General features: G+C 70.1%; 26 protein-coding genes, 1 tRNA gene and 1 pseudogene. 14 read left to right on the forward strand and 14 right to left on the reverse strand.

Features of this window, described 5'->3' with window-relative positions; translation table 11 throughout:
• Positions 1–200 precede the first annotated feature (200 nt).
• Positions 201–644 carry a lamin tail domain-containing protein gene (locus CK485_RS02020; RefSeq protein WP_109446159.1) on the forward strand — a complete coding sequence of 148 codons (444 nt, stop codon included), beginning with the start codon at positions 201–203 and terminating at the stop codon, positions 642–644.
• Here the strand turns inward: CK485_RS02020 and CK485_RS02025 are convergent.
• From CK485_RS02025 to CK485_RS02040, 4 genes are all read right to left on the reverse strand, one after another.
• On the reverse strand, positions 629–1,213 hold the full coding sequence (locus CK485_RS02025) for a DNA-3-methyladenine glycosylase I (RefSeq protein ID WP_109446161.1): 585 nt from the start codon (positions 1,211–1,213) through the stop codon (positions 629–631). The two genes, CK485_RS02020 and CK485_RS02025, sit on opposite strands and share 16 nt — an antisense overlap.
• Positions 1,210–3,327, reverse strand: a complete 2,118-nt coding sequence (gene recQ, locus CK485_RS02030; RefSeq protein ID WP_241968068.1) for a DNA helicase RecQ — start codon at positions 3,325–3,327, stop codon at positions 1,210–1,212. The genes CK485_RS02025 and recQ overlap by 4 nt, the downstream gene beginning before the upstream one ends.
• A gap of 107 nt (positions 3,328–3,434) precedes the next feature.
• Entirely contained in the window at positions 3,435–3,899 is a 465-nt protein-coding gene (locus CK485_RS02035) for a nuclear transport factor 2 family protein (RefSeq protein WP_109446163.1), read from the reverse strand.
• 176 nt (positions 3,900–4,075) lie between these two features.
• Complete coding sequence (locus tag CK485_RS02040) at positions 4,076–5,059, reverse strand: alpha/beta hydrolase (RefSeq protein WP_109446165.1); 984 nt, start codon at positions 5,057–5,059, stop codon at positions 4,076–4,078.
• A gap of 246 nt (positions 5,060–5,305) precedes the next feature.
• On the opposite strand from CK485_RS02040, the gene CK485_RS02045 reads away from it, so the two are divergent.
• Positions 5,306–5,878 carry a TetR/AcrR family transcriptional regulator gene (locus tag CK485_RS02045; protein WP_109446574.1) on the forward strand — a complete coding sequence of 191 codons (573 nt, stop codon included), beginning with the start codon at positions 5,306–5,308 and terminating at the stop codon, positions 5,876–5,878.
• Positions 5,879–6,235: 357 nt separating this feature from the next.
• Entirely contained in the window at positions 6,236–7,021 is a 786-nt protein-coding gene (locus CK485_RS02050) for a ferritin-like domain-containing protein (protein ID WP_109446167.1), read from the forward strand.
• A 27-nt stretch (positions 7,022–7,048) separates the two neighbouring features.
• Here the strand turns inward: CK485_RS02050 and CK485_RS02055 are convergent, their stop codons facing one another.
• Entirely contained in the window at positions 7,049–7,381 is a 333-nt protein-coding gene (locus CK485_RS02055) for a putative quinol monooxygenase (RefSeq protein ID WP_109446169.1), read from the reverse strand.
• A 602-nt stretch (positions 7,382–7,983) separates the two neighbouring features.
• On the opposite strand from CK485_RS02055, the gene CK485_RS02060 reads away from it, so the two are divergent.
• Positions 7,984–9,960 carry a S53 family peptidase gene (locus tag CK485_RS02060; RefSeq protein WP_158288145.1) on the forward strand — a complete coding sequence of 659 codons (1,977 nt, stop codon included), beginning with the start codon at positions 7,984–7,986 and terminating at the stop codon, positions 9,958–9,960.
• Between the two features lie 141 nt (positions 9,961–10,101).
• Here CK485_RS02060 and CK485_RS29325 read toward each other — a convergent pair whose 3' ends face one another.
• Positions 10,102–10,569, reverse strand: coding sequence for a hypothetical protein (locus CK485_RS29325; protein ID WP_241968069.1), 468 nt, complete (start codon positions 10,567–10,569; stop codon positions 10,102–10,104).
• A 599-nt stretch (positions 10,570–11,168) separates the two neighbouring features.
• Here CK485_RS29325 and CK485_RS02075 point away from each other — a divergent pair.
• The 6 genes from CK485_RS02075 (at position 11,169) to CK485_RS02100 (ending at position 16,103) form a co-directional block, all read left to right on the forward strand.
• Positions 11,169–11,996 (forward strand): phage antirepressor KilAC domain-containing protein, encoded by an 828-nt coding sequence (locus CK485_RS02075; RefSeq protein ID WP_109446175.1) that lies wholly within the window; start codon positions 11,169–11,171, stop codon positions 11,994–11,996.
• Positions 11,997–12,209: 213 nt separating this feature from the next.
• On the forward strand, positions 12,210–12,860 hold the full coding sequence (locus CK485_RS02080) for an HAD family hydrolase (RefSeq protein WP_109446177.1): 651 nt from the start codon (positions 12,210–12,212) through the stop codon (positions 12,858–12,860).
• Positions 12,861–12,905: 45 nt separating this feature from the next.
• A complete protein-coding gene (locus CK485_RS02085) occupies positions 12,906–14,090 on the forward strand; it encodes a helix-turn-helix transcriptional regulator (RefSeq protein WP_109446179.1) in 1,185 nt (394 codons plus the stop codon).
• Between the two features lie 276 nt (positions 14,091–14,366).
• Positions 14,367–14,780 (forward strand): hypothetical protein, encoded by a 414-nt coding sequence (locus CK485_RS02090; protein ID WP_109446181.1) that lies wholly within the window; start codon positions 14,367–14,369, stop codon positions 14,778–14,780.
• A 205-nt stretch (positions 14,781–14,985) separates the two neighbouring features.
• On the forward strand, positions 14,986–15,183 hold the full coding sequence (locus CK485_RS02095) for a hypothetical protein (protein WP_109446183.1): 198 nt from the start codon (positions 14,986–14,988) through the stop codon (positions 15,181–15,183).
• A gap of 503 nt (positions 15,184–15,686) precedes the next feature.
• Positions 15,687–16,103: a hypothetical protein gene (locus CK485_RS02100; protein ID WP_109446185.1), complete on the forward strand. Its 417-nt coding sequence runs from the start codon at positions 15,687–15,689 to the stop codon at positions 16,101–16,103.
• Between the two features lie 3 nt (positions 16,104–16,106).
• On the opposite strand, the gene CK485_RS02105 is transcribed toward CK485_RS02100, so the two are convergent.
• From CK485_RS02105 to CK485_RS28400, 4 genes are all read right to left on the reverse strand, one after another.
• Positions 16,107–16,343: a helix-turn-helix transcriptional regulator gene (locus CK485_RS02105; protein ID WP_109446187.1), complete on the reverse strand. Its 237-nt coding sequence runs from the start codon at positions 16,341–16,343 to the stop codon at positions 16,107–16,109.
• Between the two features lie 551 nt (positions 16,344–16,894).
• Positions 16,895–17,128, reverse strand: a complete 234-nt coding sequence (locus CK485_RS02110) for a hypothetical protein (RefSeq protein ID WP_109446189.1) — start codon at positions 17,126–17,128, stop codon at positions 16,895–16,897.
• 174 nt (positions 17,129–17,302) lie between these two features.
• A complete protein-coding gene (locus CK485_RS02115) occupies positions 17,303–17,884 on the reverse strand; it encodes a PIN domain-containing protein (RefSeq protein WP_109446191.1) in 582 nt (193 codons plus the stop codon).
• On the reverse strand, positions 17,881–18,534 hold the full coding sequence (locus CK485_RS28400) for a hypothetical protein (RefSeq protein WP_146214477.1): 654 nt from the start codon (positions 18,532–18,534) through the stop codon (positions 17,881–17,883). Before CK485_RS28400 ends, CK485_RS02115 begins: the two co-directional genes overlap by 4 nt.
• A gap of 594 nt (positions 18,535–19,128) precedes the next feature.
• On the opposite strand from CK485_RS28400, the pseudogene CK485_RS02120 reads away from it, so the two are divergent.
• A pseudogene (locus CK485_RS02120) lies at positions 19,129–20,108 on the forward strand (site-specific integrase); the annotation flags it as partial.
• A gap of 69 nt (positions 20,109–20,177) precedes the next feature.
• Here CK485_RS02120 and CK485_RS02125 read toward each other — a convergent pair.
• Positions 20,178–20,253, reverse strand: a tRNA-Arg gene (locus tag CK485_RS02125).
• Positions 20,254–20,726: 473 nt separating this feature from the next.
• On the opposite strand from CK485_RS02125, the gene CK485_RS02130 reads away from it, so the two are divergent.
• From CK485_RS02130 to CK485_RS02140, 3 genes are all read left to right on the forward strand, one after another.
• Entirely contained in the window at positions 20,727–21,200 is a 474-nt protein-coding gene (locus CK485_RS02130) for a flavodoxin family protein (RefSeq protein ID WP_109446193.1), read from the forward strand.
• Between the two features lie 57 nt (positions 21,201–21,257).
• Positions 21,258–21,437, forward strand: coding sequence for a hypothetical protein (locus CK485_RS02135; protein ID WP_109446195.1), 180 nt, complete (start codon positions 21,258–21,260; stop codon positions 21,435–21,437).
• Between the two features lie 146 nt (positions 21,438–21,583).
• Positions 21,584–21,982: a MauE/DoxX family redox-associated membrane protein gene (locus CK485_RS02140; protein ID WP_109446197.1), complete on the forward strand. Its 399-nt coding sequence runs from the start codon at positions 21,584–21,586 to the stop codon at positions 21,980–21,982.
• Here the strand turns inward: CK485_RS02140 and CK485_RS02145 are convergent.
• The 3 genes from CK485_RS02145 to CK485_RS02150 form a co-directional block, all read right to left on the reverse strand.
• Complete coding sequence (locus CK485_RS02145; protein ID WP_109446199.1) at positions 21,963–23,333, reverse strand: NAD(P)/FAD-dependent oxidoreductase; 1,371 nt, start codon at positions 23,331–23,333, stop codon at positions 21,963–21,965. The two genes, CK485_RS02140 and CK485_RS02145, sit on opposite strands and share 20 nt — an antisense overlap.
• Positions 23,334–23,530: 197 nt before the next feature.
• A complete protein-coding gene (locus CK485_RS28940; RefSeq protein WP_199239201.1) occupies positions 23,531–23,704 on the reverse strand; it encodes a hypothetical protein in 174 nt (57 codons plus the stop codon).
• Positions 23,705–23,852: 148 nt separating this feature from the next.
• Positions 23,853–25,631, reverse strand: coding sequence for an acyclic terpene utilization AtuA family protein (locus tag CK485_RS02150; protein WP_109446201.1), 1,779 nt, complete (start codon positions 25,629–25,631; stop codon positions 23,853–23,855).
• Positions 25,632–25,677 lie beyond the last annotated feature (46 nt).

Below are 25,677 nucleotides of genomic sequence, written 5' to 3' on the forward strand. Positions count from 1 at the left end.
GAACAGGCCGACGGGCGCGCGGAGTGGATCCACAGGCGCGCAGGGCGGTCATGGCCGGTCCGGCGGCCGACCGCCGCCGATGTCCCGAAAACGCTCCCCGCCACGGATACGTCTCCCTACGATGTGGATCCCTTTCGGCCACTCGGCCGGAAGCCCGGTCCTCCCTGTCGACGAACAGGGCCTCCCAGAAAGGCCCGCGCATGCGCGTACGCAGAATGTCCTCGATCGCGGCGGTGGGCGCCGCTGCGGTCATATGCGCGGCGGCACCCTCCACGGCGGCCACCCCGACCGTGCACTTCTCCCGGATCCAGTACGACGCCCCCGGCAAGGACACGTCCGCCAACGTCAACGGCGAGTACGTGAAGATCACGAACTCCAAGTCGTACACAGAGAACCTCAAGGGCTGGACGGTCCGCGACAAGGCCGGACACGTCTACACCTTCGGCTCCTACTCCCTGCCTGCCGGGCACAGCCTCTGGCTCTACTCCGGGAAGGGTCGCGACAGCGGGGCCAACCTCTACTGGGGCTCCGGCTGGCACATCTGGAACAACACCGGCGACACCGCCTATCTGCGCAACGGGCGCGGCACCTCCATCGACACCTGCTCCTGGCCCAAGGACGGCGCCGGCTACACCAACTGCTGACCCCGGTCGCCCGCCGGGCAGGCGGTCGTGTGGCCGTTGACGACGCCGACCGCCTGCAGGTACGCGTAGACGATCGTGGTGCCGACGAAGGTGAAGCCGCGCTTCTTGAGGTCCTTCGCGATCCGGTCCGACAACGGCGTGCTGGCGGGCGGCGCCTGCCCGGGCTCCGGGCGGTCGGCGACCGGCACGCCGTCCACCCAGCCCCACAGGTACGCGTCGAACGAGCCGTATTCGTCCTGCACGGCGAGGAAGGCCCGCGCGTTCTTCACCACGGACGCCACCTTGAGCCGGTTGCGCACGATGCCCGGGTCGGCGAGCAGGGCCTCCAGCTTCTCCGGCCCGTACTCGACGATCCGGCGCGGGTCGAAACCGTCCAGCGCGGCACGGTAGTTCTCCCGCTTGTTGAGCACCGTGTTCCACGACAGCCCGGCCTGCGCCCCTTCGAGCAGCAGCAGTTCGAAGAGGTAGCCCTCGTCGTGGGAGGGCACGCCCCACTCGGTGTCGTGGTACGCGGTCATCAGCTCGGAGCCGCCGGAGGCCCAGGGGCAGCGGTCGTCGTCGGCGGTCATGAGGTCTCCTCGGCGATCGGCTCGGCGGGGCCGGTCGGTGAAGCGGGGCCGGTCGCCGAGGCGGTGGCGGGCGGGCCGGCCGGGGCGGCCAGTTCGGACAGCGCGTCCAGGATGGGCTGCCCGTACTTGGCGAGCTTGTTCTCACCGACGCCGCTGATGCCGCCCAACTCGTCCAGCGTCGTCGGCCCGGTCACCGCGATCTCCCGCAGCGTCGCGTCGTGGAAGATCACGTAGGCCGGGACGCCCTGCTCCTTGGCGGTCGCCGCCCGCCAGACGCGCAGGTGCTCGAAGACGCCGACCGCCTCCTGCGGAAGGTCGACCGGGGCCCGCCTGGCCTTCGTGCCGCCGCCGGAGGACCTCGTCGCGCGCGCCGCCTTCTCCGGCTCGCGGCGCAGCGGCACCTCGCGGCGGCCGCCCAGCACCTCGGCGCTGGCGTCGGTCAGCACCAGCGTGCCGTAGTCGCCTTCCACCGCCAGCAGGCCCTGCGCGAGCAACTGCCGTATGACGCCGCGCCATTCGGCCTCGCGCAGTTCCGTGCCGATGCCGAAGACGCTGAGCGCGTCGTGGTCGAACTGGATGACCTTGGCGGTCTTCCTGCCCAGCAGGATGTCGATGATCTGGCCCGCGCCGAACTTCTGGTTGCGCTCCCGCTTGAGCCGCACCACCGTCGACAGCAGCTTCTGCGCCGCGATCGTGCCGTCCCAGGACTGCGGCGGGGTCAGGCAGGTGTCGCAGTTGCCGCACGAGGCGGCCTCGGCCTTCTGCCCGAAGTACGCGAGCAGCCGCGCCCGGCGGCACTCCACCGTCTCGCACAGCGCCAGCATCGCGTCCAGGTGGGCGGCGAGCCTGCGGCGGTGGGCGTCGTCCCCCTCCGAGGTGTCGATCATCTTGCGCTGCTGCACGACGTCCTGGAGCCCGTAGGCCAGCCAGGCCGTGGACGGCAGTCCGTCACGCCCGGCGCGGCCGGTCTCCTGGTAGTAGCCCTCGATGGACTTCGGCAGGTCGAGGTGGGCGACGAAGCGCACGTCCGGCTTGTCGATGCCCATGCCGAACGCGATGGTGGCGACCATGACCAGGCCGTCCTCGCGCAGGAACCGCGCCTGGTGCCGGGCGCGGGTCGACGCGTCCAGGCCCGCGTGGTACGGCAGCGCCTCGATGCCGTTCTCCACCAGGAACGCGGCGGTCTTCTCCACCGAGGCGCGCGAGAGGCAGTAGACGATGCCCGCGTCGCCCGGGTGCTCGGCGCGCAGCAGGTCCAGCAACTGCTTCTTCGGCTCGTTCTTGGGCACGATGCGGTACTGGATGTTGGGCCGGTCGAAGCTGGCCACGAAGTGCCGCGCGTCGCCGAGCTTGAGCCGCTGCGCGATCTCGGCGTGCGTGGCCTCGGTGGCCGTCGCGGTGAGCGCGATCCGGGGCACCGTCGGCCAGCGTTCGTGCAGCTGCGACAGCGCGAGGTAGTCGGGCCGGAAGTCGTGGCCCCACTGGGCGACGCAGTGCGCCTCGTCGATCGCGAACAGCGAGATCCGGCCGCGCTCCAGCAGCCGCAGCGTGGCGTCGACCCGCAGCCGCTCCGGCGCGAGGTAGAGCAGGTCCAGCTCCCCGGCGAGGAACTCGGCCTCCACCAACCGCCGTTCGTCCATGTCCTGCGTCGAGTTGAGGAACCCGGCGCGCACGCCCAGCGCGCGCAGGGCGTCCACCTGGTCCTGCATCAGCGCGATCAGCGGCGAGATGACGACGCCCACGCCGTCGCGCACCAGGGCCGGGATCTGGTAGCACAACGACTTGCCGCCGCCGGTCGGCATCAGCACGAGGGCGTCGCCGCCGCCGACCACGTGGTCGATGATCGCCTGCTGCTCACCCCGGAACGAGTCGTAACCGAAGACGCGGCGCAGCACGTCGGAGGCGTCGCCGTAGGCGGGCCGCGAGGCGGCCGGCGCCTCGTCGTCCGCCCCCGGCCACACGCGCGGCTCGTCCTCGTACGGCCCCTCCTCGTGCGGCGGCTCGTACGCGTCGGCACCGTCGAAGGGATCGAACGGCTCGTACGGCTCGCCCGGCTCGGAGGGCTCGTACGTCGGGTACGTCTCGTACTTCTCGTACGGTTCCGGGGAGGTCATGCCGCCACTCTAGGAGACCCGCGAGGGGCGCGGGACGGGCGCCGGACATCTGGGGACAGGACCGGGTCTGTGGACAACTCGGTCACCCTCCGGAGTGAGGGCGCGCGTCAGCTCAACGGAAGCGTCACGCCGCGCTCGGAGTTCGGCCGGGGCCCGCGGATCCGGCGGTCGGACTCCGCGATGCGGACGTCGTCGATGCTCGCCTCGCGGCGCGACATCAGGCCGCTCGCGGCGAACTCCCACAGCTCGTTGCCGTGGCTGCGCCACCACTGGCCGTCGCGGTCGCGGCACTCGTACTGGAAGCGGACGGCGATCCGGTCGCCGTCGAACGCCCACAGCTCCTTGCGCAGCGCGTAGTCCAGCTCCCGCTCCCACTTGGCGGTCAGCAGCTCGACGATGGCCGCGCGGCCGGTGACGAAGGTGTCGCGATTGCGCCAGACCGAGTCGGGCGTGTAGGCGAGCGCGACCTTCTCCGGATCGCGGGTGTTCCAGGCGTCCTCGGCCGCCTGGACCTTGAGCAGCGCGGTCTCGCGCGTGAACGGCGGAACGGGAGGACGGGCGGGGGAGGTCATGACGGGCAGCCTCTTCTCTTTCTCAGTGGGAACGCTTCCGGTGGAAACGCGGGGTGGGCGGGGCGCAGGGCGGAGTGGGGCGGACGGAGCGCGGGCGCCGCGGCCGCGCGCCCACCCCGCGACCTCGCACACCGCAGAACCCCGCCGCGACCCCTCAAGGCCCGGAGGGACCGCGCTCACGCCGCCAGCGCGGTCCGCAGTGTGGCGACGGCCTGGGCGATCGCGGCGCCCGCCGCGTGCGTCTCGCGCAGCGCGTCCAGCATCACGAAGTCGTGGATGACGCCCCCGTACCGCACCGACGTCACGGCGACACCCGCCTCGCGCAGCTTGCCCGCGTAGGCCTCGCCCTCGTCGCGCAGGACGTCCGCCTCGGCGGTGATCACCAGCGCCGGCGGCAGCCCGGCCAGCTGCTCGGTGGTGGCCCGCAGCGGCGAGGCGGTGATCTCGGCGCGCTGCGCGGGGTCGGTCGTGTACTGGTCCCAGAACCACTGCATCCCCTCGCGCCGCAGGAAGTACCCGGTGGCGAACTGCCGGTACGAGCCGGTGTCGAACGACGCGTCGGTGACCGGGTAGAACAGCACCTGCTGCCGGAACGCCGCGTCACCGCGGTCCTTGGCCAGCAGGGTGAGCGCGGTCGCCATGTTGCCGCCGACCGAGTCGCCGGCGACCGCGAGCCGGGTGCCGTCGAGACCCTTCGTGCCGCCTTCGGTGGTGATCCAGCGGGCGACCGCGTAGTTCTGCTCCAGCGCGACCGGGTAGCGCGCCTCGGGGGAGAGCGCGTACTCGGGGAAGACCACGGCCGCGCCGGTGCCGACGGCCAGTTCGCGCACCAGCCGGTCGTGGGTGCGGGCGTTGCCGAAGACCCAGCCCGCGCCGTGCACGTACAGCACGACGGGCAGCGGGCCCGAGGTGCCGAGCGGCTTGACGATCCTGACGTCGACCGAACCGGTGGGCCCGCCCTCGACGGTCGTCCACTCCTCGTCCACCTCGGGCTTGACGGTCAGGCCCGACTGCACGTCGTCGACGGCGGCGCGGCCCTCGGCGGGCGGGAGGTCGAAGAGGAACGGCGGCTTGGCGGTGGCCTCGGCGAAGGCCCGGGCGGCGGGCTCCAGCACCGGGACGGGCAGGGCGTGGGCGGCTGCGGAGGTCTGGTCGGACATGGCGGTCCCCTGTCGTCGGACGCGTGGCTCCACGCTGCGGCACTACGTGTCTCCACGCTGCGGCACGTGGCCCTGCCGCGCTGCGGCGGCGTCGGCCACGCTGCGGAGAACGGTCGTTCTCCGTCGTGTTTGCTAACGTAGAGAACGTTGGTTCTCCCGTCAAGCGGGACCCGCCGCCCGGGCCGCAGGGGCCGGGAGCGATCGGGTGGCGCCGACCGGGGCAGGAAGGGGCGATGAGTGGCCACGATGGATCAGCGGGCCGCGCGGACCGCGCTGCTGGACGCGGCGGAGGAGCTGTTCTACGGGCGCGGCGTGCAGGCGGTCGGCATGGACGACATACGAAGCGCCTCCGGTGTCTCGCTCAAGCGGCTCTACCAGCTCTTCCCGGCCAAGGAGCAGCTGGTCGAGGCGTATCTGGAACGCCGCGACGAACGTTGGCGGATCGCGCTCGCCGCGTACGTCGCCGAGCGCGACGATCCGTACGAGCGCGTGCTCGCCGTCTTCGACTGGCTCGGCACGTGGTTCGCCGACCCCGGCTTCCGGGGGTGCGCGTGGATCAACTGCTACGGGGAGCTGGGCGCGGTGTCGCCCGGTGTCGCCGAGCAGGCCCGGCGCCACAAGGAGGGCTTCCGGAGCGATCTGCGGCGCCTGGTGGAGGCGACCGGGCTGCCGGTGGACCCGCTCGCGGAGGAACTGCACCTGCTGGCGGAGGGCGCCATCGTCACCGCGGGCCTGCTGGACGACGCGGACGCGGGGGAGCGGGCCCGCAGCGCGGCGGCCCGGCTGCTGGCGGCACGGGGGGCGCCGGTGCGGGCGTGAGCCTTTCGGGCTGCCCCGGGATGGGGGTGGCTGCGGGGGTTGGACGGCTTTGGCCTGCTCCGGGGCGGGGTGGCTGCGGGGGTTGGACGCACTTGGCCTGCTCCGGGGCGGGGCGGCTGCGGCGGCTGGACGGCCTTTGGCCTGCTCCGGAAAGGAGCGGTGGCGGAGGGGGACGGGCCTTCGGGCTGCTCCGGGGCGGGGGCGACCGCCGGCGGGGGGCGTTCACCCGGCTGGGTGCGGCTCGTTGGCGGGGGTGGGGCCAGGCGCCTTGACTGGCTGATGGCAACGTCCGCGTCCGGCCCGCCCGCGTGCGGCCGCCGGGTCCCGGGCGGGACGGTTCGGAGAGGTGGTCACGCAATGCTGTCGCCGGGAAGCCTGTTTCGGGAGATCCACGACAACGACGAGTCGTTCGCGCTCTTCTGCAGCATCGCCGCCAAGGGCGAGTCCCAGGGCGGCTGGGAGAACGGCAGGATCTCCGCGCTGGTCGGCGACGCCGAACTCGCCCCCAAGGTCGCCCGGCACGGCGCCGACGAGGACAAGCACGGCCGCATCTTCAACGCGCTGCTGCGCAAGCGGGGACTGCGCCCGGTCGAGGTGCCCGACGACACCGACTACACGATGCGGCTGGAACGCCAGGGCATCGGCCTCGCCCACGCCCGGCTGCGCCGCGACGAGCCGCTGACCGAACGCGACGTCCTGCACTACCTCGCCCACAGCAGGGTCACCGAGCAGCGCGCGTCGGAGCAGATGCGGCTGCTGCGGCGGGTCTTCGGCGACCACCCCGAGGTGGGCCGCGCGGTCAAGATGATCTCCAACGACGAGGACAACCATCTCGCCTTCTGCCACGAGGAGTTGCTGCGGCTCGCCGCACGCGGTCACGGCCGGGAGATCCAGGCCACCCTGCGGCGCACCGCCCGCGCGGAGATCGTGGTCTACCGCGACGTCAGCCTCGCCGTCATGGCGCACATGGGCCGCATCCTCGGCTGGGGCGAGCCGAAGGCCAGGGTGCTCGCCGCCGGCATCCGCGCCACGTACGCGTACGAACTCGCGGGCGGTCGGCGGCGGATGACGACGCTGCGCATGCCCGCGCGCCGCAACGCCCTCGGCGGCCCGACCCCGGCGGTCGACCCGGAATTCGCCTGACGTGACGTAAGTCCGCCGCGTTGCGCGTCACCCGCGCCCCTCGACCGCCATCTCGCCCAGCTCCGACCAGTCGCCCTGGTCCAGCGTGGTGTTGACGATGCGCGGAGTCTCCGCGAGATGGGCGGGCAGCGTGCGCGTCGCCTCCTGGAAGTGCGCCGAGCGTACGTGCTCGCCGCCCGCCCGCTCGTCGCGGAACGCCTCCACCAGCACGTACTCCGTGGGCTCCTCGATGCTGCGCGACCACTCGAACCACAGGCAGCCCGGTTCGGCACGGGTGGCCCGGGTGAAGTCGCGGGTGATCTCGGGCCAGCGGTCGGCGTCCTGCGGCAGTACGCGGAACTTGGCGGTGATGAAGATCATGACGCTCCCAGGTCGTGGCGGGTCGGTCGTCGGCGGGCCGGTGGTGGGCGGCTCCGCGTGGGGTGGTCGCGCCCCCGGGGCCTCCGGGGCCTCCGGGGTCCGCCGCGCCCGTCCGGCCATGCTAGGTCGGCACGCCCCGCACCGCCCGCGACCGGGTCCGCGCCGCGCGTGTCCGCAGTGGGGCCGCGGCGAGTCAGCGGTACGCGACCGCCCGCCGCGTCACGTCGCGCCGTCGCCGCCACCCGGGGCCCTCCCCGTCTCGCGGCGCGGCGTCGCCACCAACCGGCCCCCGTCCAGGTCTGTGATTCGCGTCACGTTCACCCGTTCGATCCCCCAGGAACGCGCGTAGCACCCTGAGGCGGGGTGGCACCCGGCTGGGCACGGAGGTTCCCACTATTCACAGGGACCCCGGGTGACGTGCACACTACAGCGCGATGCCCGCGTGGGACGGTCCGCCGTCCGCCGCGGACGAACCTCTGTGCGCACGGCCGATCAGTTCCTCCGTACATCCCGCGTATCCCGTATACGCATCGCCAGTTGGAGTCGTCATTTCCGGCAGACATCACACCCTCGCCAAGCGGGCCCGCATAGCCACGGTCGCGGTGACCTCGCTGACCCTGGCCACCGGTTCCCTTTTGCTCGCGGTCCCCTCGCAGGCCGCCACCCCCGCCCCCGGAGCCAAGACCGTCACCGGCAGCCACCCCGCGTGGGCCACGCCCGCCGCGGACGCGGGCGCCGCGTCCGCCGCCACGCAGTACACCGGCACCGTCTACCTCGCCGGGCAGGACCCCGCGGGGCTCGCCGCGTACGCGAAGGCGGTCTCCCAGCCGGGCAGCGCCAGTTACGGCAAGTTCCTCACCCCGGCGCAGTACCAGGCGCGGTACGGCGCGACCAAGGCGCAGGTCGCCGCGGTGCGCAAGTGGCTGACCGGCGCGGGCCTGACCATCACGCAGGCCACCGACCACGCCCTCACCGTCAAGGGCGCCAACTCCGCGCTGAAGAAGGCGTTCGGCGCGGGCATCGACCAGTACCGGGTCAAGGGCTCGCTGCTGCACGCCCCCACCCGTGACGTGACCGTGCCGGCCGCCGTCTCCTCCGCGGTCCTCGGCGTCGTCGGCCTCGCCTCGCCGGCCGCCGCGCACGCCACCCCGGACTCCGTCCCGGTCACCCCGGCCACCGCGGGCACCACGGCCAAGCCGGCCGACGGCCTGCCCACCACGGCGACCTGCTCCGACTACTGGGGCCAGAAGACCGCGACCGGCGCGCCCAACGGCTACGTCAACAAGGCCGTCCCGTTCGACCAGTGCTCGTTCGTGCCGTCGCAGCTGCGCAAGGCGTACGGCATCAGCGGCACGGGCCTGACCGGCAAGGGCGTCAAGGTCGCGATCGTGGACGCCTACGCTTCGCCGACGATGCTGGCGGACGCGAACAAGTTCGCCACCAACCACGGCGACAAGGCGTTCCGCTCCGGCCAGTACACCGAGGTCGTCACGCCGAGCCAGTGGAACTCGCAGTCCGCTTGCGGTGACTGGAGCAGCGAGGAGTCGCTGGACGTCGACATGGTGCACGGGCTCGCCCCGGACGCCGACGTGGTCTACGTGGGCGCCAACTCCTGCAACGACCCCGATCTGCTGGGCGCGTTGAGCACCATCGTGGACAAGCACCTCGCCGACGTCGTCACCGACTCGTGGGGCGAGATCATGCACACCACGGACGCCGGTGACATGACGCAGGCGCAGATCCAGGCGTACGAGCAGGTCTTCGAGCAGGGCGCGGTCGAGGGCATCGGCTTCAACTTCTCGGCGGGCGACTGCGGCGACGACTCGCCGACCGCCGCAGCGACCGGCGTCAACTGCCAGGCCGACACCTCGCGCGCGCAGGACCAGTACCCGTCCAGCGACCCGTGGGTCACCTCGGTCGGCGGCACCGCGCTGGGGCTGGCGAGCAAGAGCGGCTCGTACGGCTTCGAGACCGACATGGGCACGCTGCGCTCCGCGCTGTCCTCGGACGGCAAGAGCTGGAGCCCGCTGCCGGGCAACTTCTACTTCGGCGGCGGTGGCGGCACCAGCGAGGACTTCACGCAGCCGTGGTACCAGGTCGGCACCGTGCCGAACTCGCTGTCGCACACCCTGATGACGGGCGCGAAGAGCAAGACCGCGCAGCGCGTCACGCCGGACGTGGCGATGAACGGTGACCTGTACACCTCGGTCCTGGTCGGCCAGACGGTCAATGGCGTCTACAGCGAGGGCGGTTACGGCGGCACGAGCGTCGCCTCGCCGGAGTTCGCCGCGGTCCAGGCCGACGCGATCCAGGCCCAGCACCACGCGATCGGCTTCGCCGACCCGGAGATCTACCTGCGCGACCACCTCGGCCTCTTCCGCGACGTGATCGACCAGCAGGCGGCCCACCACCGCACCCCGCTGAGCAACGTCGCCGACTTCGGCGTCGTCAACGGCACCCTGGCCGTCCGCCTGGTCGCCTTCGGCCAGGACACCACCCTCAACGCCGTCCGAGGCTACGACGACGCCACGGGCGTCGGCTCGCCGACGGGGGCGTACCTGAGGTCGTTCGGCTGGTAGCCGCCCTGACGGCCGCCCTTGGGCACCGCCATCCGTAGTACCGCAGGGGCCCGCCCACGCGCTGGCGTGGGCGGGCCCCGGTGCGTTGCGGCCCCGTTGGAACCAGGGCGGGCAGCCGTGCGGGTCGCCCGCGGGAGGCGGCTACGAATCCGAACGCAGGCCCAGGGCGTTGTGCTGCACGATCCCGGCGGGAACCTCCGCGTTCCCCGTGTTGCGGCGAGTCAACTCCACCAGTTTCGTGCGGAGTTCTCGGGCTGGTTCACCGAGCACGATCGCGCTGAGCACCAGTTCCAGCATCAGGCAGTCGTACGCGTCGTCCTCACCGCGGTAGCGCGCCGGATCGCGTTCCGCCCTCTTCTGCCAGCCGCTGCCTGCTGTCGTGGGGGTGCAGCTTCTTCTGCGGGCGATGCCGATGACCGGTTGGGGGGCGGTCCTGATCGCGGCGGGGGTGCTCGCGATCGGCTGTGCATCTCTGCGCCAAGGGAAGGACTGGCCCGGTTTCGCTGACCTGGTGGTCGTGTGGACCCCATGGTCTCTGTCGTATCTGACGTCGTGGTGGCTGGCCAGCAACCCGAGGGGTCGGATCAGCGCGCTGGTCTTCGCGGCCATGGCTGGTGTGCCAGCGGTTGCAGTGGGCTGGTCGGAGGTACCTCAGCCGCACGACGGAGGCGCGCATGAGCGTTGACTGGGCTGAGCGGGCTGGGGGTGTCGGTCGCGACGGCAGCCGGTGCGATCTACACCGCGCGTGCGGGGCGCCGGACACGGGGCCAGGAGCGTCGCGACGATTTCGCGGCGATCACGGACCGGTTGGACCTGGAGGTCCGGCGGCTGGAACGCCGGGTCGATGAGCAGGAGATCGAGGCGAGGCACAGCAGGCGCAGATCAAGACCCAGGAAGGAACGATTCGCTACCTGGTGGGGTGGGTGCGGGCGCTGGTCGCTGCGGCCCGCGAGGCAGGCCACGAGCCGCCAGCTGCACCACACCCGGTGCCGGACGAAGTAGGCCGTACCTGAACGACATCGGCGTGTGAGCCATCGCCCCGCCTGGCCTTCGGGCCGGGCGGGGCGTGTTCGTCGTCCTAACTCTCTGTCAGTGGCGACCGGTACGCTTGAAAGGCAATCGGATCGGCCTCGATCCGACGAAGACAAGTGCGCCCTCACGCGGGCTAGGGACCCGCGGAGGGCGAAGACCCAGGAGGTAGCAACTCCGTGGTACACGACTACTCTAACGTGCCCGCGTACGCGGGTGAAGGCGGGGGTGGCAGCCCCTTCGACAAGATCATGCTCTTGGACCACAACGGTCAGGAGCGATGGTCAGCCCGTGACCTGCAGCGGCTCATGGGCTACGACGAGTGGCGCTCCTTCGAGGAGACCATCAGCCGGGCCAAAGCGTCCGTGGCCGCCAGCGATCTGAATCCCCTTGATCACTTTGTGGGCGCCCACAAAGTGATCAAGGGCGGCCGTTGGGGGCAGCAGCAGGTCTCCGACTACCGCCTCACGCGGTACGCCTGCTACATGACCGCGCTGAGCGCCGACAGCCGCAAGCCGGAAGTGGCGGTGGCTAAGACGTACTTCGCGGTCAAGACCCGGGAGGCGGAAACCGCCGAGACCCAGCCGCTGGACGTTTCCAGCCCCGAGGGTGTCGTGCAGCTCGCCGAGCTGTACCTGAAGACCGCGAAGGCCGCGCTGGCCGCGCAGAAGGAGCTGGAGGTCGCCAAGCCCAAGGCTGGCAAGTGGGACACCTTCTGCGACTCCGATGGCCTGATCGACATGGGCGCCGCAGCACGAGCGTTCTATGGCGTTACGGGCGGACTCGGGCGGACGAAGTTCATGGCACGCCTGCGGGACGAGGACATCCACTTCCTCCAGATCCAGAACCCCCGTGTGCCGTACCAGATCCACGTGAACGCTGGCCGGGCGGTCATAAGGATCGTCCAAGCGCCGAACGGCCAATGGATGGAGCAGACCTTCCTCACCAGCAAGGGCCTCGACTGGCTCGCTGACCGCTTCGGGGTTGGTGCTCTTCCGGCCGCCTGACCGGCTGCCCGGGCGCTCCGTTCGATCTGGTCTCACGGACGGAGCGCTCGCCGGAGGAGGGGCATCGGGAGAACGTCGCCGTGTCCTCCTTCGAGTCGACGCGCACCTCCTTGTCAGTGGTGGCGTCTACCGTGGGTTGCGTCCCTTGCTGGCTGCTCGGGGCAGGCCCCGCCGGGTTGAGACGGCGGGGCGCAGCCACGTTAGGGTGCCGACGTGATCGAGGCAGTGGTGTTCGACGTCGGTGAGACGCTAGTCCGCGATGACCGGTACTGGGCAGCGTGGGCGGACTGGCTTGACGTCCCGCGACACACGCTCTCCGCGCTCGTTGGCGCTGTGGTCGCGCAAGGACGCGACAACGCCGACGCCCTGCGATTGCTGAAGCCGGGCATCGACCTGCCGGCCGAGTACGCGGCGCGTGAGGCAGCAGGTCGGGGCGAACAGATCGAAGAACGAGATCTCTACCCGGACGTTCGCGGCACCTTGGAGAATCTGCGGGGCCTCGGTGTGCGCGTGTTCATCGCTGGCAACCAGACTGCCCGGGCAGGCGAATTGCTGCGCGCCCTCGATCTGCCCGCGCAGGCGGTGGTCACCTCTGGCGAGTGGGGTGTCGCGAAGCCGCAGCGTGAGTTCTTCGCCAGGGTGATCGACCTCGCGGAGGCTGATCCTCACGCGATCGTGTACGTCGGAGACCACCCCGTCAACGACGTTGCTCCGGCACGCGCTGCAGGGCTGCGCACAGCTCATCTGAGGCGTGGCGCCTGGGGCCACCTGTGGGCCGACACCGACGAGGCGGCCGGGGCGGACTGGCGCATCAACTCGCTGTACGAGCTGGTCGAGATCGTCCGTACGGGGCGCCGCGGGTAGCGATGCCCGGTACGGTTCGGAGTGGGACCTGAACCAGGAGTAATCATGCCCGCGGCCGCATCCAGCGGGGTAGGCCGACGCATCGCCTACTACCGCCGTCTCAACCGGCTCACGCAGGAGGATTTGGCGCGCTCCGCCAACGTCCACGTGGGGACCGTACGGAAGATCGAGCGGGGTGTCCGAGGTGTCAGCGACGCTGTGCTGGACGCTCTCGCGGGGGCGTTGGAAGTGGACCCCTCGAGGCTGATCGCACCCGCTCAGATCGGGGACAGGTTGCAGGACTCTCTTCGAGCCCTTTCTGCAGCGATCGCCACCTACGACGTGCCGGAGGCGCCCCCGACACGCTCGCTTGCAGAAATGGGCGCTGCGGTCGACGCGGCGGTCAGCTGGCGCCTGCAGGCACAGTACGTGCGGCTTGCGCAGCACATCCCCGCGCTGGTCGCCGACCTGGCCGGCGCCCTGCACTCCGCCACGGGACAGGACCGGGCGCGCACCGCTCGCCTACTTGTCGCAGCCTATCGGGCTGCGGATGCGGTGGCCTACAAGCAAGGGGCACGCGACCTGTCCGCGCGACTGATCGAACTGATGCGCTGGGCCGCAACCCACGCCGACCACGGACTGCTCGATTCGGTGGTGGCGTACGTCCGGACGGAGACGTTCTTCGCGGCCCGCGCGCACGACGCCGGGCTTCGGGCACTGGAGACAGCCATCGACCAGGCCCCGCGCCCCACGACCTTCGACGCCATTGCTGCACGGGGGGCGCTGCACATGCGCGCGGCCGTCGTCGCCGGACGCGGGGGGTCAAAGGACAGCGCCTTCAGCCACCTTCAGGAGGCAACAGACCTGGCAGACCAGATCCCGGAGGGCGTCTACGAGGGCACCGCGTTCGGCCCCTCGTCCGTCCGGATCCATCACGTGAGCGTCTCGGTGAGCCTCGGCAACGAACACCTGGGACGTGCCCTGACGCTCGCTCGCGAGTGGAAGCCCCCGCGAGATGAGGTGCCAGCCGAGCGTCGATCGGGCTTTTACATCGAGCTGGCACGGGCGCAGTTGTGGGCCGGCCACCGCGATGACGCGTTCGAGTCGCTGAAGGTGGCACGACGTATCGCTCCACAGCACACCCGAGAGCACCCGTGGGTGCGTGAAGACGCAGCCGTGCTGCGGCGGTTGCTGCGAGCGGACCGCGAATCGCTGTCGCACTTCGCCGAGTGGTGCAACGCGACTGAGTGATGCGCCCTGACCCTCAGAGGGTTAGTTGCACCCTGTGGCGTCTTTCATCCTGTCTCTCACCTGCACGAGAGAGGGAGGGGCTGCCATGGCGCAGGCACCACCACCGGTCGCAGACGACCGAACCAGCATCGTCCGGCTGCACGGTGAAGCGTGTTTCTACTGCGGGGCCGTGCACACGAAGCTCTTCCCCGCTGGAAGTGTCCAGACGCCCGTCGAGGGGGGCGTCCGCGTGTGGCCGGTCGTGGCGTGCGCGCAGTGCAAGCCACGGAGTGACCAGTGAGCACCGTGGCGCTGCGGGACACCTACCCGTGGCTGCCCGGAGCCGGCCAGGTCTGGAACATCGAGGCAGGAGTGTACTGGGATGCGGTACGCGTGGCCGCCGTGTTCGGCCGGGGAACCTCCGCGGCGCTCGGCGGCGCTTGTGGAGCGGTCATCCTCGACGCATGGTCCCAGACCATGTACTTCCTGGTTGATCCCTCGGACAAGACGCCTCTGGACATCCCTGAGGCGCAACGGTTCGGGACCGCAACTTACGTCACCGTCCCGTCGCTTCGCTCCGCGAAGGCAGGCCCGCACTGGCTGAGGGGCCCCGACTTCGAGCGCCTGTGGACCCCGCTCGACGCCCTTCAGGCGGCTCTGCGTCGTGGGGTCACGGCGATCGCTGGGCCACGGGCGAAGGCCGGTCGATGACTACGTCCGTGCCCGTACTCCCGACGCTGCTGTGCACTTCCGGCGGCGCTCGTCAGGTGCGCGTGTGGCGTGCCCACCGGGAGGGGCTCCCTGAGTCGTTCAACGCCACCATCGTCGGCGAGGCCGTATCCGGGCCCGTCGACCTCAAGCGCCAGCACTGCGCCTGCCCACGGTGCGCGCCCACCCCCGAAGGGAGCGCGTCGTGATGGCGGGGCTGGCGCAGTGCTGGTATGGCACCCGCGACGACGAAACACAGCCGCACCTCGCCGTCGACCCCGTGCAACTCGCCGTCGTTCACGGCGACTCCGGCGCCGGCTACGCCCTGTGGGCCTGCCGGGCCTGCGTGGTCTCCGCGAACAGTCGCGACCTCTTGGCCGCGTTCGCACCGGGACACGCGCGGTGAGGGGCAGCTGCATCCGATGCGAAGGCGGAACCGCGATCGCAGGGGCTCCGGGGGCCGGATACCGCGTCGTGGCCATCGTCGAGCGCCAGTCGGGCCCAGGCGCGTCCCTGGTCGCCTGCGAGCCGTGTATCGCGACGGATCCGGTCCTGCGCCGCAGGGCGGCGGAGCTCAGCGGCGACGAGATGCCCGCGCTGGCGCCAGTGATTCCCCTACGGCGCACCTGAACCCCCGTCCCGACCGACGGACCTGGACAGTACGAGCGGTCGGGACGGGTCGCACGACGGCTGCGGGGACGAACCCCGCGCACCACGCACTGAGGAGTGATCCTATGCGTCATTTCGTGTCCCTGGACCCCGAAGAGGACGACGGCAAGGGCGGCAACGAGAACGGCGGCTGCGGCAGCGGCGACGGCTGCGGCCGCCAGTAGGCGGCCGACCGGTAGGTTCTGAATCGAGGCGCCCCGTCGAGCAGGGCGGGGCGCCTCCCCTGAAGGAGAGCGAGCGATGGCCGATCACCACCACGCGTACATGTGGCTCGGAGCAGGGAGCGCGTTGGGGAAGGACGGCCCGCGGCGGCCGATGCACGCAGAGTTCCGGTCAACGCAGGTCGTACCGCTTGAGATCGCCGACTGGCTGCTGAAGCCGGCGAGCGCGATCGTCGACACCTTCTTCGACGCGCAGGCCGGCGCGGACTGGCTCGCCAAGCAGATCGAGCAGCACGTCGACGCGATCGAGTCGGAGCACGACCGCGAGGCCGCAGTCATCGTGCACCGCGTGAAGGCTGCGCGCGACACGCTGCAGCGCGGTGAGGACGTGGCCATGGGGTGGTACCTGCGCGGGCAGCGGTTCTTGTCGCTCTGCCTGGTGGGCTGCTCTCCGAACAGCTTTCGGCCGGACCGGAGCTGTCCGCAGCGGTCGTGAAGGTCAGCCGGCGAGGTCGGCCAGGTGCACGCCGAGGGCCCGGGCCATCATCACGAGGTGATCGAGCGGCATCGAGTAGCGGCCGTTCTCGGCGCGGCTCACCGTCTTACGGTCGAGGCCGCTGCGTTCCGCGAGCTGCTCCTGCGTCAGGCCGCGTTCGCGGCGCAGGAGTCGGATCCGATCGCCCACCGCCTGCCGTTGACGGAGTACCAAGTCGTCGGGTGGCGGGGCAGCAGGCACGTCCCCACGTTGATCAACTCATGATCGAATGTCTGTACCACATGTGGTATATCGAGTTCACGTCTGCCTGACGGGCAGGCGACCAGAAGCGGTGTCTCGGCGTGCGCGTCTCCGCCGGGCGCCGTTAGAGGCCGCGGGCCGCGTGTGGCCACAGAGTCTCTCGCGACATATATGGCAGCAGATGCTTCATCATCTGTCAGTAGAGTTCTAAGGTCTTTGTCGATTCCATCTCGGTCATGCTTCCAGAGCGTCTGTCCCGAAACTGCACGCGTCCAGTCTCTCGTGATATCGCACGAGAAGTCGAATCGCTTGCGCCCGGATTCTTTGCAGGCGAAGAGCTTTGCGTTTGACGACTCTTCCATGATGTTGAGCGCCGTCTCGGACAGAAAAGTATGTTCGACGGATTCGGCCATTCTCTCTCCCTGAAGGCCTCGCGTTAAACAGTGGCCGTGAAGGCATCAGCCAGCTCTAGGGGCGGTAGCTGATTTTGGGCGGTTGCAGTAACGAGCAGGTCCGCGGATCCAGCTACACGCTGTGGGAATCGAGCCGTATCACTCGTCTGGCTCGTCGTCGTCCTCAGACCACTCAACGTCGATATCTGTGTATTGAGCCGACGTCTCAGCCCACCTGTAGTCCCATGTCATACGACTGCGTACGGTTGTCACGCTACCGTCAAGGAGTTCCTTCTTTGCTGCCTCTATGGCGGCGCTTACTGCAGCCTCGTAAGCCGCCTTGATTCTCGCAGCATGGATCTTACGGTCGCCCATCTCGAACTCGAGAGTCACAGTCAGAACTTTAGGCGTGCTCATGATTCTTGCCTCCCGTAGGTGTGGCACCTTCCTATGCTCGGAACCTGACGATGCTGGCATCGTCTGCCCTGGCGGAATGGAGAGCGGCCAGGGGGTATCCGCGCGTGAAGACGACGTAGCGGTAATCGAAGACTGCGGCTGCAAGGCCCATTAGGAGGGCTCAAGCGGCGACAGTTTCTCTCCGCGGAGTGCCTGGCCTGGGATAGTCAGTTGTCCCATGGCGACGGGGAGGAGCAATTGGAGATTGGGAATACCGCCCCCGCCTTCGATACGGCTGATCAGACGTCGATCAAGCGTGTAGAAGATCCCGCACTCTTCGTCAACTGCTGTCGCCAGGTGCACCGCGTCCTGTGAGTCGAGATGAAACTTCCTCGCCATCTCTCGTGCGTCTTCGGCTATGTCTTGGTGGACCTCAACCCAGGAAATTGGGGAGGACTTGAACCATGAGTCAATGATGGCAGACGCTGCGGCTTGAGTCTTTCCTGCGGCAAGCTGGCTCTTTCGCTTGTCGTGGAGTTTGGCTTCCCCTTTTCCGAACACTTCGACGTAGACCATGGTTGATGCCGTCACGTCGAGATTGCCGTTCTCGAACTGGGCTAACACTTGAAGGCAGCGGTCATAGTCCTGCTCATCGTGGTCGATCCCGACGCCTGTGCGTCCCTTGATGACTTCAATGTAAACGCAGGAGTCTATATAGCAACGTTGCGCGACTCCCCCCCTACGTCGGCTCACTCTTGCCCCTCGCCCCCCTCAACCGCTTCATTTGACGACCGGCGCTGCATCCTGACGAACTCTACGGAACTCAAGCCGTCAGTCCAGTCCGGTGCAATTCCTGCAATGCTATGCAATGTTAGCTGTGCTGATGCCTCTTCGATCACTCGAAGGCGATCCACTCGCATATGGATTGGTTGCCCCAGTGAGTTTCTTTTAAGGTCCCCCCGAGCACTCACGACAGCCCCTACGTTAGATTTGACCTGTTCCAGTAGGTCGGCATCGTCGCGGTTCCCCAAGTGGCACCGTAGTCCGAGTCCGCGATTCTCGTCGAAGAGTGAAAACTCTGGTGACCGCGCACGAAGATTGATTTTATCCAGGCGGCCACGAAACGAGCTCCGAGTGCGCGAGACTTCCTTGATTGCCTCACGTGCATGCGCGGCCACCAGGGCGTTAATCGGAGTCACCCGGGCCAGCTTGTCGCCGACCTCGCTGAGTTCAATGCCAGTAACTCCGCGCTTCCCCGCCAATTGGTGCAGCTTGATTACCTTACGGACGGCAAATTCGTTGGCTCCGAGCGGAATTGCTGGCCTCTCGTGGAGCTCACGGACTGCTTCCAACGCCCGTGGCAACGCCAACTCCCCCTCTGAGTGGGCTGCGGCAATCGCCACGCAGGCGCTTCCCTCAGCTAGCCCAGTGACAACCCAGTCTCGGTGGAGGTCGGAACGTCCAGCGCTTGGGTCTAACTCGTTGAGCAGCGAAACTGTGCTCGACAGCACGTCTCGTAGCGCCAGAACTGAGATCGCCCCAAGATCACCAGTCAGCCGTACCTGCATACGCATCACAGTTCCCCCTCTCGGCTGCGATCTCATCAGGATGCCCTATCTTGCTGTCTACCCGGTAGGTGTGGAAGCGATTCAACTACACGAGGGTGTCAGAGTAGGTCGGCGGAGCGGCTTTGGGCTGGAGCTGCTTTGGCGCGAGTGATCATGGCCCCGTAAGCTTCCGGCGCGTCGGGCAGTCTGTGGACCTGCCCGGTAAAGCACGACGTTGGGGCCATGATCTTCGAGGCTCGCGCCAAAGTGGCTGCGTAAAGCCGTGGAGCCGACCGCCCCAGCCACGACGTACTCCTTCTCTGGCATCAGGCAACTGCATGCCATCAGCGCGGCACGGGCGCCGGCCGGGCTGGAGCGGGGCGCAGACAGGAGCGCAGGCCCGGCCGGGGGCCGGGCCTGCGCGCGGTGAGCGTAGCGAGCCGCCTTGACAAGGTCGACCAGGGCGTGCCCGTACCCACCAAGTCGGCCAAGCTCTCCGAATGGCTGCCGTACTGGCTGGACAACGTCATCAAGCCCCGGCGGAAGCTCAGCACGTACGACAAGTACGAGGCGCACGTACGGCTTTACCTGGTGCCCCTGCTCGGTGCCAAGCGGCTGGAGTCCCTCGGCGTCGCTGACGTGCGCCGGTTCCTCGTCCGCCTGGAGAAGGAGACCACCGCCGCAACCGCCAAGGAGTCGCACCGAGTTCTGCGGTCGGCGCTGTCCTCTGCCTGCCGCGAAGAACTGATCACCCGCAACGTCGCCAAGCTCGTCGAGCCGCCCCGCACCGACAACCGTGAACTGAAGCCCTGGACCCTCGACGAGACGCTCGACTTCCTCGCGGCCTCCCGCAAGGATCCGCTCTAGGCGGCCTTCGTGCTCGCTATCGCCATGGGCCTCCGCCGGGGCGAGATCGTCGGCCTTCGCTGGTCTGACCTCGACCTCGACAACCGCGTCCTTTACGTCCGCCAGCAGATGCAGCGCCGCCGTGGCGTCCTCTACGACGACGACCCCAAGAGCCGCCGTCGCGTGCGGTCCCGCTTCCCGCGCTCTGCATCGCGCCCCTGCGCTGGCACCGGATGTGGCAGGTGGCTGCCCGTGCCAAGGCGGGGGAGAGCTGGCAGGAGTCCACCTACGTATTCACCACCCGCACCGGCCGCCCGGTCGAGCCGCGCAACCTCTACCGCTCCTTCACCCGCGTCGCCCAGTCCGCCGGCCTCCGCGTCATCCGGCTGCATGACGCTCGCCATGGCACGGCCACGCTCCTCACGGCGGCCGGAGTCGCGCCCCGCGTCGTGATGAAGATTCTCGGTCACTCCCAGATCAGCATCACCATGGACGTCTACACCCACGTCGTCCAGGACACCCAGCGCGAAGCCATGAGTCACATGGATCGGCTACTGCGAAAGCGGCGCCCTGGTCGCGGCTGACCGCTCGCGTTGATGCCAAAAGTGGATGTCAAACGCCCCGGACCATGATCGGTCCGGGGGCGTTTCGCCTGGTGCCCCCGGCAGGATTCGAACCTGCGACACCCGCTTTAGGAGAGCGGTGCTCTATCCCCTGAGCTACGGAGGCGGGGCTTGCTCGCGTCACTGACGTCAGCACCAAGTGTGATCGTCTCGTTACGCGGCAACGTCCTCGGTCGCCGTCACAGGCGGCCGAGGACAGGTTAGCGGATAGGGGAGGGTGCTGCGCGAGGCGAGGGGCGGAGAAGGGGTCGGGCCCGGGGCCCGGGGGCTCGCTCCGGCGGCGCCGCGCCCGATCCGCCTGCGGGCCTCGCGCACGGGATCGTTCCGATCCCGCTTCACAGCGCGATGCCTTCGGCGCCGACTTCTGGGCCGGCCTCCACGCCAACCCGCCGCTGACGATGCTGCGTTGCCGCGCCTGACGATCGACGGGAGGCTGCGGACGCGCTCACCTCGATGTGGTCGGGGTCACACTCCAGGGGTGTCACGGTTGCCGGTCGGGCGGTGTCCTCACGGTGTCGGGCCGATCTCCCGACCCGGGTCCGAACGGACTCCCATCCGGACAACCGCAGGAGCACCATCGTGAAGACGCTCATCGTGTGCACTTCCGTGTCGCACGGCAACACCAGGCGGATCGCCGACGCCATGGGCCAGGTCCTCGACGCCCGCGTCCTCGACCCCGACCAGGTCGACGTGGGGGGGCTGTTCACCTACGACCTCGTGGGATTCGGCTCGGGGATCTTCTCGATGAACTTCCACCCCCGCCTGCGCCAGTTCGTCCGGTCGCTCCCGCGCGGCGAACGACGTGGGGCGTTCGTCTTCTCCTCCAGCGGGTTGCCCGAACCCGGGTTCCGGCCCTACACCCGCGGTCTCGTGCGGCTCCTGGAGGACAAGGGATTCCAGGTCGCCGACACCTTCGCCTGCCGGGGGTACGACACCTGGCCTCCGTTCAAGCTCGTCGGCGGCATCAACAAGACGCGGCCCGACGCCGACGACCTGCACGCGGCACGCGCCTTCGCCGAAGGACTGCTGACCCGGACCCGCACGGGGTCCTGACTCAACGCGGTCCGCCTGGGCGACTTCCCGGTCAACGGCTGCGGGTACGAGGCGAAGGTGACGTCCACGCAGGACCAGGGCAGCCGCACCGACGTGGGCACCGCGAACCTCGTCGGCCCCAACCCGGGCTCCTGCTACTCGACGCTCGACCCGTCCTACTCCACCGTCAACGGCAACGGCATCCAGCACAATGTGGGCCCGGCCAACGGCGACGGGTACTACTACCGGCCGGCCTGAGACACACACGGTTCGCCCCCCCGACCGCCCGCGGCGGGTCGGCGCGACGGCGGTCGGCCGGAGCCGCGACAGCTGGGGCTACCGCCGGTAACATGGCGGCGTCGCGGGCGCCCGGCCCGTGCGTACCCCCTCACCGGAGGTCGACGATGGCGCGTGCGCCGCGTTCCGCACGACTGCTCGCCGGACTGTTCGCCACGGCGGGCGTGAGCCACTTCGCGGCGCCCCGGCAGTTCGACGCGATCGTGCCCCGTTCGCTGCCGGGCAGCGCGCGCACCTGGACGTACCTGAGCGGCGCCGCCGAACTCGGGCTCGCCGCCGCCGTCGCGCTGCCCGCCACCCGGCGCCTCGGCGGGCTCGCCGCCGCCGCGTTCCTCACCGCCGTCTTCCCGGCCAACGTCAAGATGGCCCGCGACTGGCGGGGGCGGCCCGCCCCGCTCAAGGCCGCCGCCTACGCCCGGCTGCCGCTCCAGGCGCCGCTGGTCGGCTGGGCCCTGAAGGTCGCGGCGGACGCGCCCTGGGCGGCGCTCAGCCCTGCCGGGCGATGACCGAGGCCGTGTGCTCGCGGACCTGCTCCGGCGACAGGTAGACGTCCATGTACTCGAAGTCGACCAGCGAGGCCCGCTTCTGCGCCTGGAAGCCGGTGCGCACGAAGTCGTCCCCGGCGAACGCGTTCAGCAGCCAGCTGGTCATCACGCGCGTCTTGGCGGGGCCGGTGCGCAGCGCCGACCAGTGGTAGCCGCGGGCCACCGCCTGCGCGGGCACCCCGCGCAGCTCGATGCCGAGCGGCTTGGAGACCGCGTCGCGCCCGCCGAGGTCCACCACCAGGCCGAGGTCCTTGTGGACGTACGGTTGCAGCGGCAGGCCGCGCAGCGAGGCGATGACGTTCTCGGCGGCCCGGCGGCCCTGGCGCATGGAGTGCTGCGCGGTGGGCGGGCAGACCGCCCCGTCGCCCTTGGCCAGGTCCGGCACGGCGGCCGCGTCGCCCAGCGCGAAGACGCCGTCGTAGCCCGATCCCGGCACCGTCATCTCCGGGGTGACCGCGAGCCGGCCGCGCACCGTCTCCGCGCCGAGGGTGCCCACCAGCGGGCTCGCGGCGACGCCCGCTGTCCAGATCAGGGTGCGGCAGGGCAGCACCCTGCCGTCGGTGAACGTCACCTTGTCCGGCCCGGCCTCCGCGATCGACACCCCGAGGGAGACCTCGATGCCGCGGTTGCGCAGGATCTCCAGCGCGCTGGCGCCCAGTTTGTCGCCCAGCTCCGGCATGAGCTTGGGCGCGATGTCGATCAGGTGCCACTTGATGAGCCGGGGGTCCAGCCGCGGGTACTTCTTGACCGCGTGGGTGGTCAGCCGTTGCAGGCAGGCGGCCGTCTCGGTGCCCGCGTAACCGCCGCCGACCACCACGAACTGAAGGCGCGAGGCGCGCTCGGCCTCGTCCTGGCTGGCGTCGGCCAGGTCCAGCTGCGCGATGACGTGGTCGCGGATGTAGGCGGCCTCGGCCAGCGTCTTCATGCCGCGCGCGTTCTCGATCAGGCCGGGGATGTCGAACGTGCGGGTGATGCTGCCGGGGGCCAGCACGATGTAGTCGTACGGCTCGTCGAGGATCTCACCGCTGATCTTGCGGATGACGCAGATCTTGGCCTTGGTGTCCACGCCGATCGCCCCGCCCGGGATGATCTGGGTGCGGAACTTCCCGCTGCGGCGCAACGAGACCGCCACCGACTGCGGGGACAGGACGCCGGAGGCCACCTGGGGGAGCAGGGGCAGATACAGCTGGTAGGAGAACGGCGTGACGAGCACCAGGTCGGCCTCGCCCGGCGAGAGCCTTCGCTCCAGCCGGCGTACGCACTCGACCCCGGCGAAGCCGGCGCCCACTACCAGAATCCTGGGTCGTGCCACGGTGTCCGTCCCTTCTCGGGCCTGGCTGGTCTCGTCCTCGCGCCTGCCCCGCGTCGGTGTGGTCACCGCCCATCTTTGTGCGCCGATCGGCGGTCCGCCCGCCGAACGCCGCGAGCCGTGCGACGAAGAACGAGAAACCGGTGGTGGGGCACGTATGCCCCACCACCGGTTCCGTTACGCGTTCCGGCTCGCGGCCGTCAGATCTCGGCGTGCTTGCCGTGCACCATGTCCCACGCCTCGCTGGTGTACCGCTCGCGCTCGCCCAGCGACATCTCGGGGAAGTAGTCCTTGAGGCGGGCCACGACCTGCTGCTCGGACTCGTGGCAGTCGCGCAGCAGGAAAATCGCCTTGTGCAGGATGGTGTTGTCCACGGTCCGGGTTCCCCTCGTGCTGTCCGTCGCGTACCGCTCGGTGCTTGGTGCGCCCGGCCGCTCACGGCGGGCGGGGCGGGTTCACCCTAAGCAGGCGGGGGCGCCGCGACGGCCGGGAAACCCGGTGGTGTGGGCCGTTCCACAGCGATCAGGCGCGGTCTTGCCCGCCGCTTTGCCCTTCCGTGGGCAAAGCGTGGTCCTCGGCCCTCGCGCCCGCCGCCGCCAGCCCCGCCGGTACCTCCACCCGGACCGCGCGCAGCCGTTCGCCGAGCGCCTTGGCCTGCGGATCGGCCAGGGTGGAGGCGGCGACCCCGTCGCCCAGCAGGCCGCGCACCACGAAGTTGACCGCCCGCAGGTTCGGCAGCCAGTGGCGTTCGACGTCGAGCCCTGCGGTCTCCGGCAGCAGCTCCCGCAGGCGGTCGGTGGTCAGGTACCAGCCCAGCCACCGCCACGTCCGCTCGTCGCGTGCCCAGACCCCGAGGTTGGCGTCGCCGCCCTTGTCGCCCGAGCGGGCCCCGACGAGGGCGCCGAGCGGAACGCGGACCAGCGGTTCGTCGTGCACCGCCGCGATCGCGTGTCCGCGCCCGTCGCGGCGCAACGGTTCGCGCGGCGGCTCCGGCACCGCGAGCCGGGTGCCGTCCTCGAGCACCACCTCGGGCCGTACGGCGGACGCCGCGACCAGCGCGGGCCAGTGGACGCCGTACTCCGTGGCGCGCGGCGAGGCGTGCTCCAGGTGCAGGCCCGGGTAGCTGGACAGGCCCGTCTCGGCGACCGCGGCGAAGAACGCCCGGCCCACCGCGTCCCGGTCGGCGTCCTTGACGGTCACCGTCAGCCGGTCGCCCGTGGGGGAGCGCCGCGCGTCGAACTGCGCGAACCGCCCCGGGCCGCCCACCGCGTCCAGCAGCGACGCCTCGGCGAACCGCGCTTTGGCCTCGGTCTCCAGTCCTTCCAGCGCGAAGGTGGCGCTGTTGCGGTAGCCGCCGCGGTAGTTGACGCAGACCTTCAGCCGCTCCGGGGCCGGCTCGCCGGTCGCCCCCGCGATCCGCACCCGGTCCGGGCCCTCCTGGGTGAGGGTGAGGGTGTCGAAGCGGGTGACGACGTCGGGGCCGAGGTACTGCGGCCCCTCGATCTCGTAGAGCAGCTGGGCGGTGACGGTCTCCGTGGTGACGGCGCCGCCGGTGCCGGGGTGCTTGGTGATGACGCTGCTGCCGTCCTCGTGCAGCTCGGCGATGGGGAAGCCGGGCCGGACGGGGTCGGGTATCTCGGTGAAGAAGCTGAAGTTGCCGCCGGTGGCCTGGGCGCCGCACTCGATGACGTGACCCGCGGCGACCGCGCCGGCCAGCCGGTCCCAGTCGTCGAGCGCCCAGTCGTACGCCCACGCCGCCGGGCCGACGACCAGCGAGGCGTCGGTGACCCGACCGCAGATCACCACGTCCGCCCCGGCGCGCAGCGCGGTCGTGATGCCCCAGGCGCCCAGGTAGGCGTTGGCGGTCACCGGCTCGACGCCCGCGCCGGCCAGCGGGCGGCCGGTGCCCAGGTGCGCGAGGTCCTCGCCCGCCGCGCGCAGTTCGGTCAGACGGGGCATCAGGTCGTCGCCCTCCAGGTGGGCGACGCGGGGGGCGAGCCCGGCGGCCGAGGCCAGTTCGCGCAAGGTCCGGGCGAGGCCCGCGGGGTTGAGGCCGCCTGCGTTGACCACCACCTTGACGCCCCGCTCCAGGCAGGTGCCGAGCACGTCGCGCATCTGGGCGAGGAAGGAGAGCGCGTACCCGGCGTCCGGGTCGCGCTGCCTGGCCTTCCACAGCAGGAGCATGGTGAGTTCGGCGAGGTAGTCGCCGGTGAGCACGTCGAGGGGGCCGCCTTCGACCATTTCGCGGGCGGCGGAGAGCCGGTCTCCGTAGAAGCCTGAGCAGTTGGCGATACGCAGCATGGCGTAACACTAGGAGCGCGACGGCCCGGGCAGGCGCACAGTGGAA

The organism is Streptomyces sp. ICBB 8177 (assembly GCF_003144095.1).
Lineage (GTDB): Bacteria > Actinomycetota > Actinomycetes > Streptomycetales > Streptomycetaceae > Streptantibioticus_D.

Excerpts from the sequence above, each read along its gene's own strand:
- CK485_RS02020 (WP_109446159.1), top strand. The coding sequence starts at position 201 with ATGCGCGTACGCAGAATGTCCTCGATCGCGGCGGTGGGCGCCGCTGCG.
- CK485_RS02025 (WP_109446161.1), bottom strand. The coding sequence starts at position 1,213 with ATGACCGCCGACGACGACCGCTGCCCCTGGGCCTCCGGCGGCTCCGAG.
- recQ (WP_241968068.1), bottom strand. The coding sequence starts at position 3,327 with ATGACCTCCCCGGAACCGTACGAGAAGTACGAGACGTACCCGACGTAC.
- CK485_RS02035 (WP_109446163.1), bottom strand. The coding sequence starts at position 3,899 with ATGACCTCCCCCGCCCGTCCTCCCGTTCCGCCGTTCACGCGCGAGACC.
- CK485_RS02040 (WP_109446165.1), bottom strand. The coding sequence starts at position 5,059 with ATGTCCGACCAGACCTCCGCAGCCGCCCACGCCCTGCCCGTCCCGGTG.
- CK485_RS02045 (WP_109446574.1), top strand. The coding sequence starts at position 5,306 with ATGGATCAGCGGGCCGCGCGGACCGCGCTGCTGGACGCGGCGGAGGAG.
- CK485_RS02050 (WP_109446167.1), top strand. The coding sequence starts at position 6,236 with ATGCTGTCGCCGGGAAGCCTGTTTCGGGAGATCCACGACAACGACGAG.
- CK485_RS02055 (WP_109446169.1), bottom strand. The coding sequence starts at position 7,381 with ATGATCTTCATCACCGCCAAGTTCCGCGTACTGCCGCAGGACGCCGAC.
- CK485_RS29325 (WP_241968069.1), bottom strand. The coding sequence starts at position 10,569 with ATGGCCGCGAAGACCAGCGCGCTGATCCGACCCCTCGGGTTGCTGGCC.
- CK485_RS02085 (WP_109446179.1), top strand. The coding sequence starts at position 12,906 with ATGCCCGCGGCCGCATCCAGCGGGGTAGGCCGACGCATCGCCTACTAC.
- CK485_RS02095 (WP_109446183.1), top strand. The coding sequence starts at position 14,986 with ATGGCGGGGCTGGCGCAGTGCTGGTATGGCACCCGCGACGACGAAACA.
- CK485_RS02100 (WP_109446185.1), top strand. The coding sequence starts at position 15,687 with ATGGCCGATCACCACCACGCGTACATGTGGCTCGGAGCAGGGAGCGCG.
- CK485_RS02140 (WP_109446197.1), top strand. The coding sequence starts at position 21,584 with ATGGCGCGTGCGCCGCGTTCCGCACGACTGCTCGCCGGACTGTTCGCC.
- CK485_RS02150 (WP_109446201.1), bottom strand. The coding sequence starts at position 25,631 with ATGCTGCGTATCGCCAACTGCTCAGGCTTCTACGGAGACCGGCTCTCC.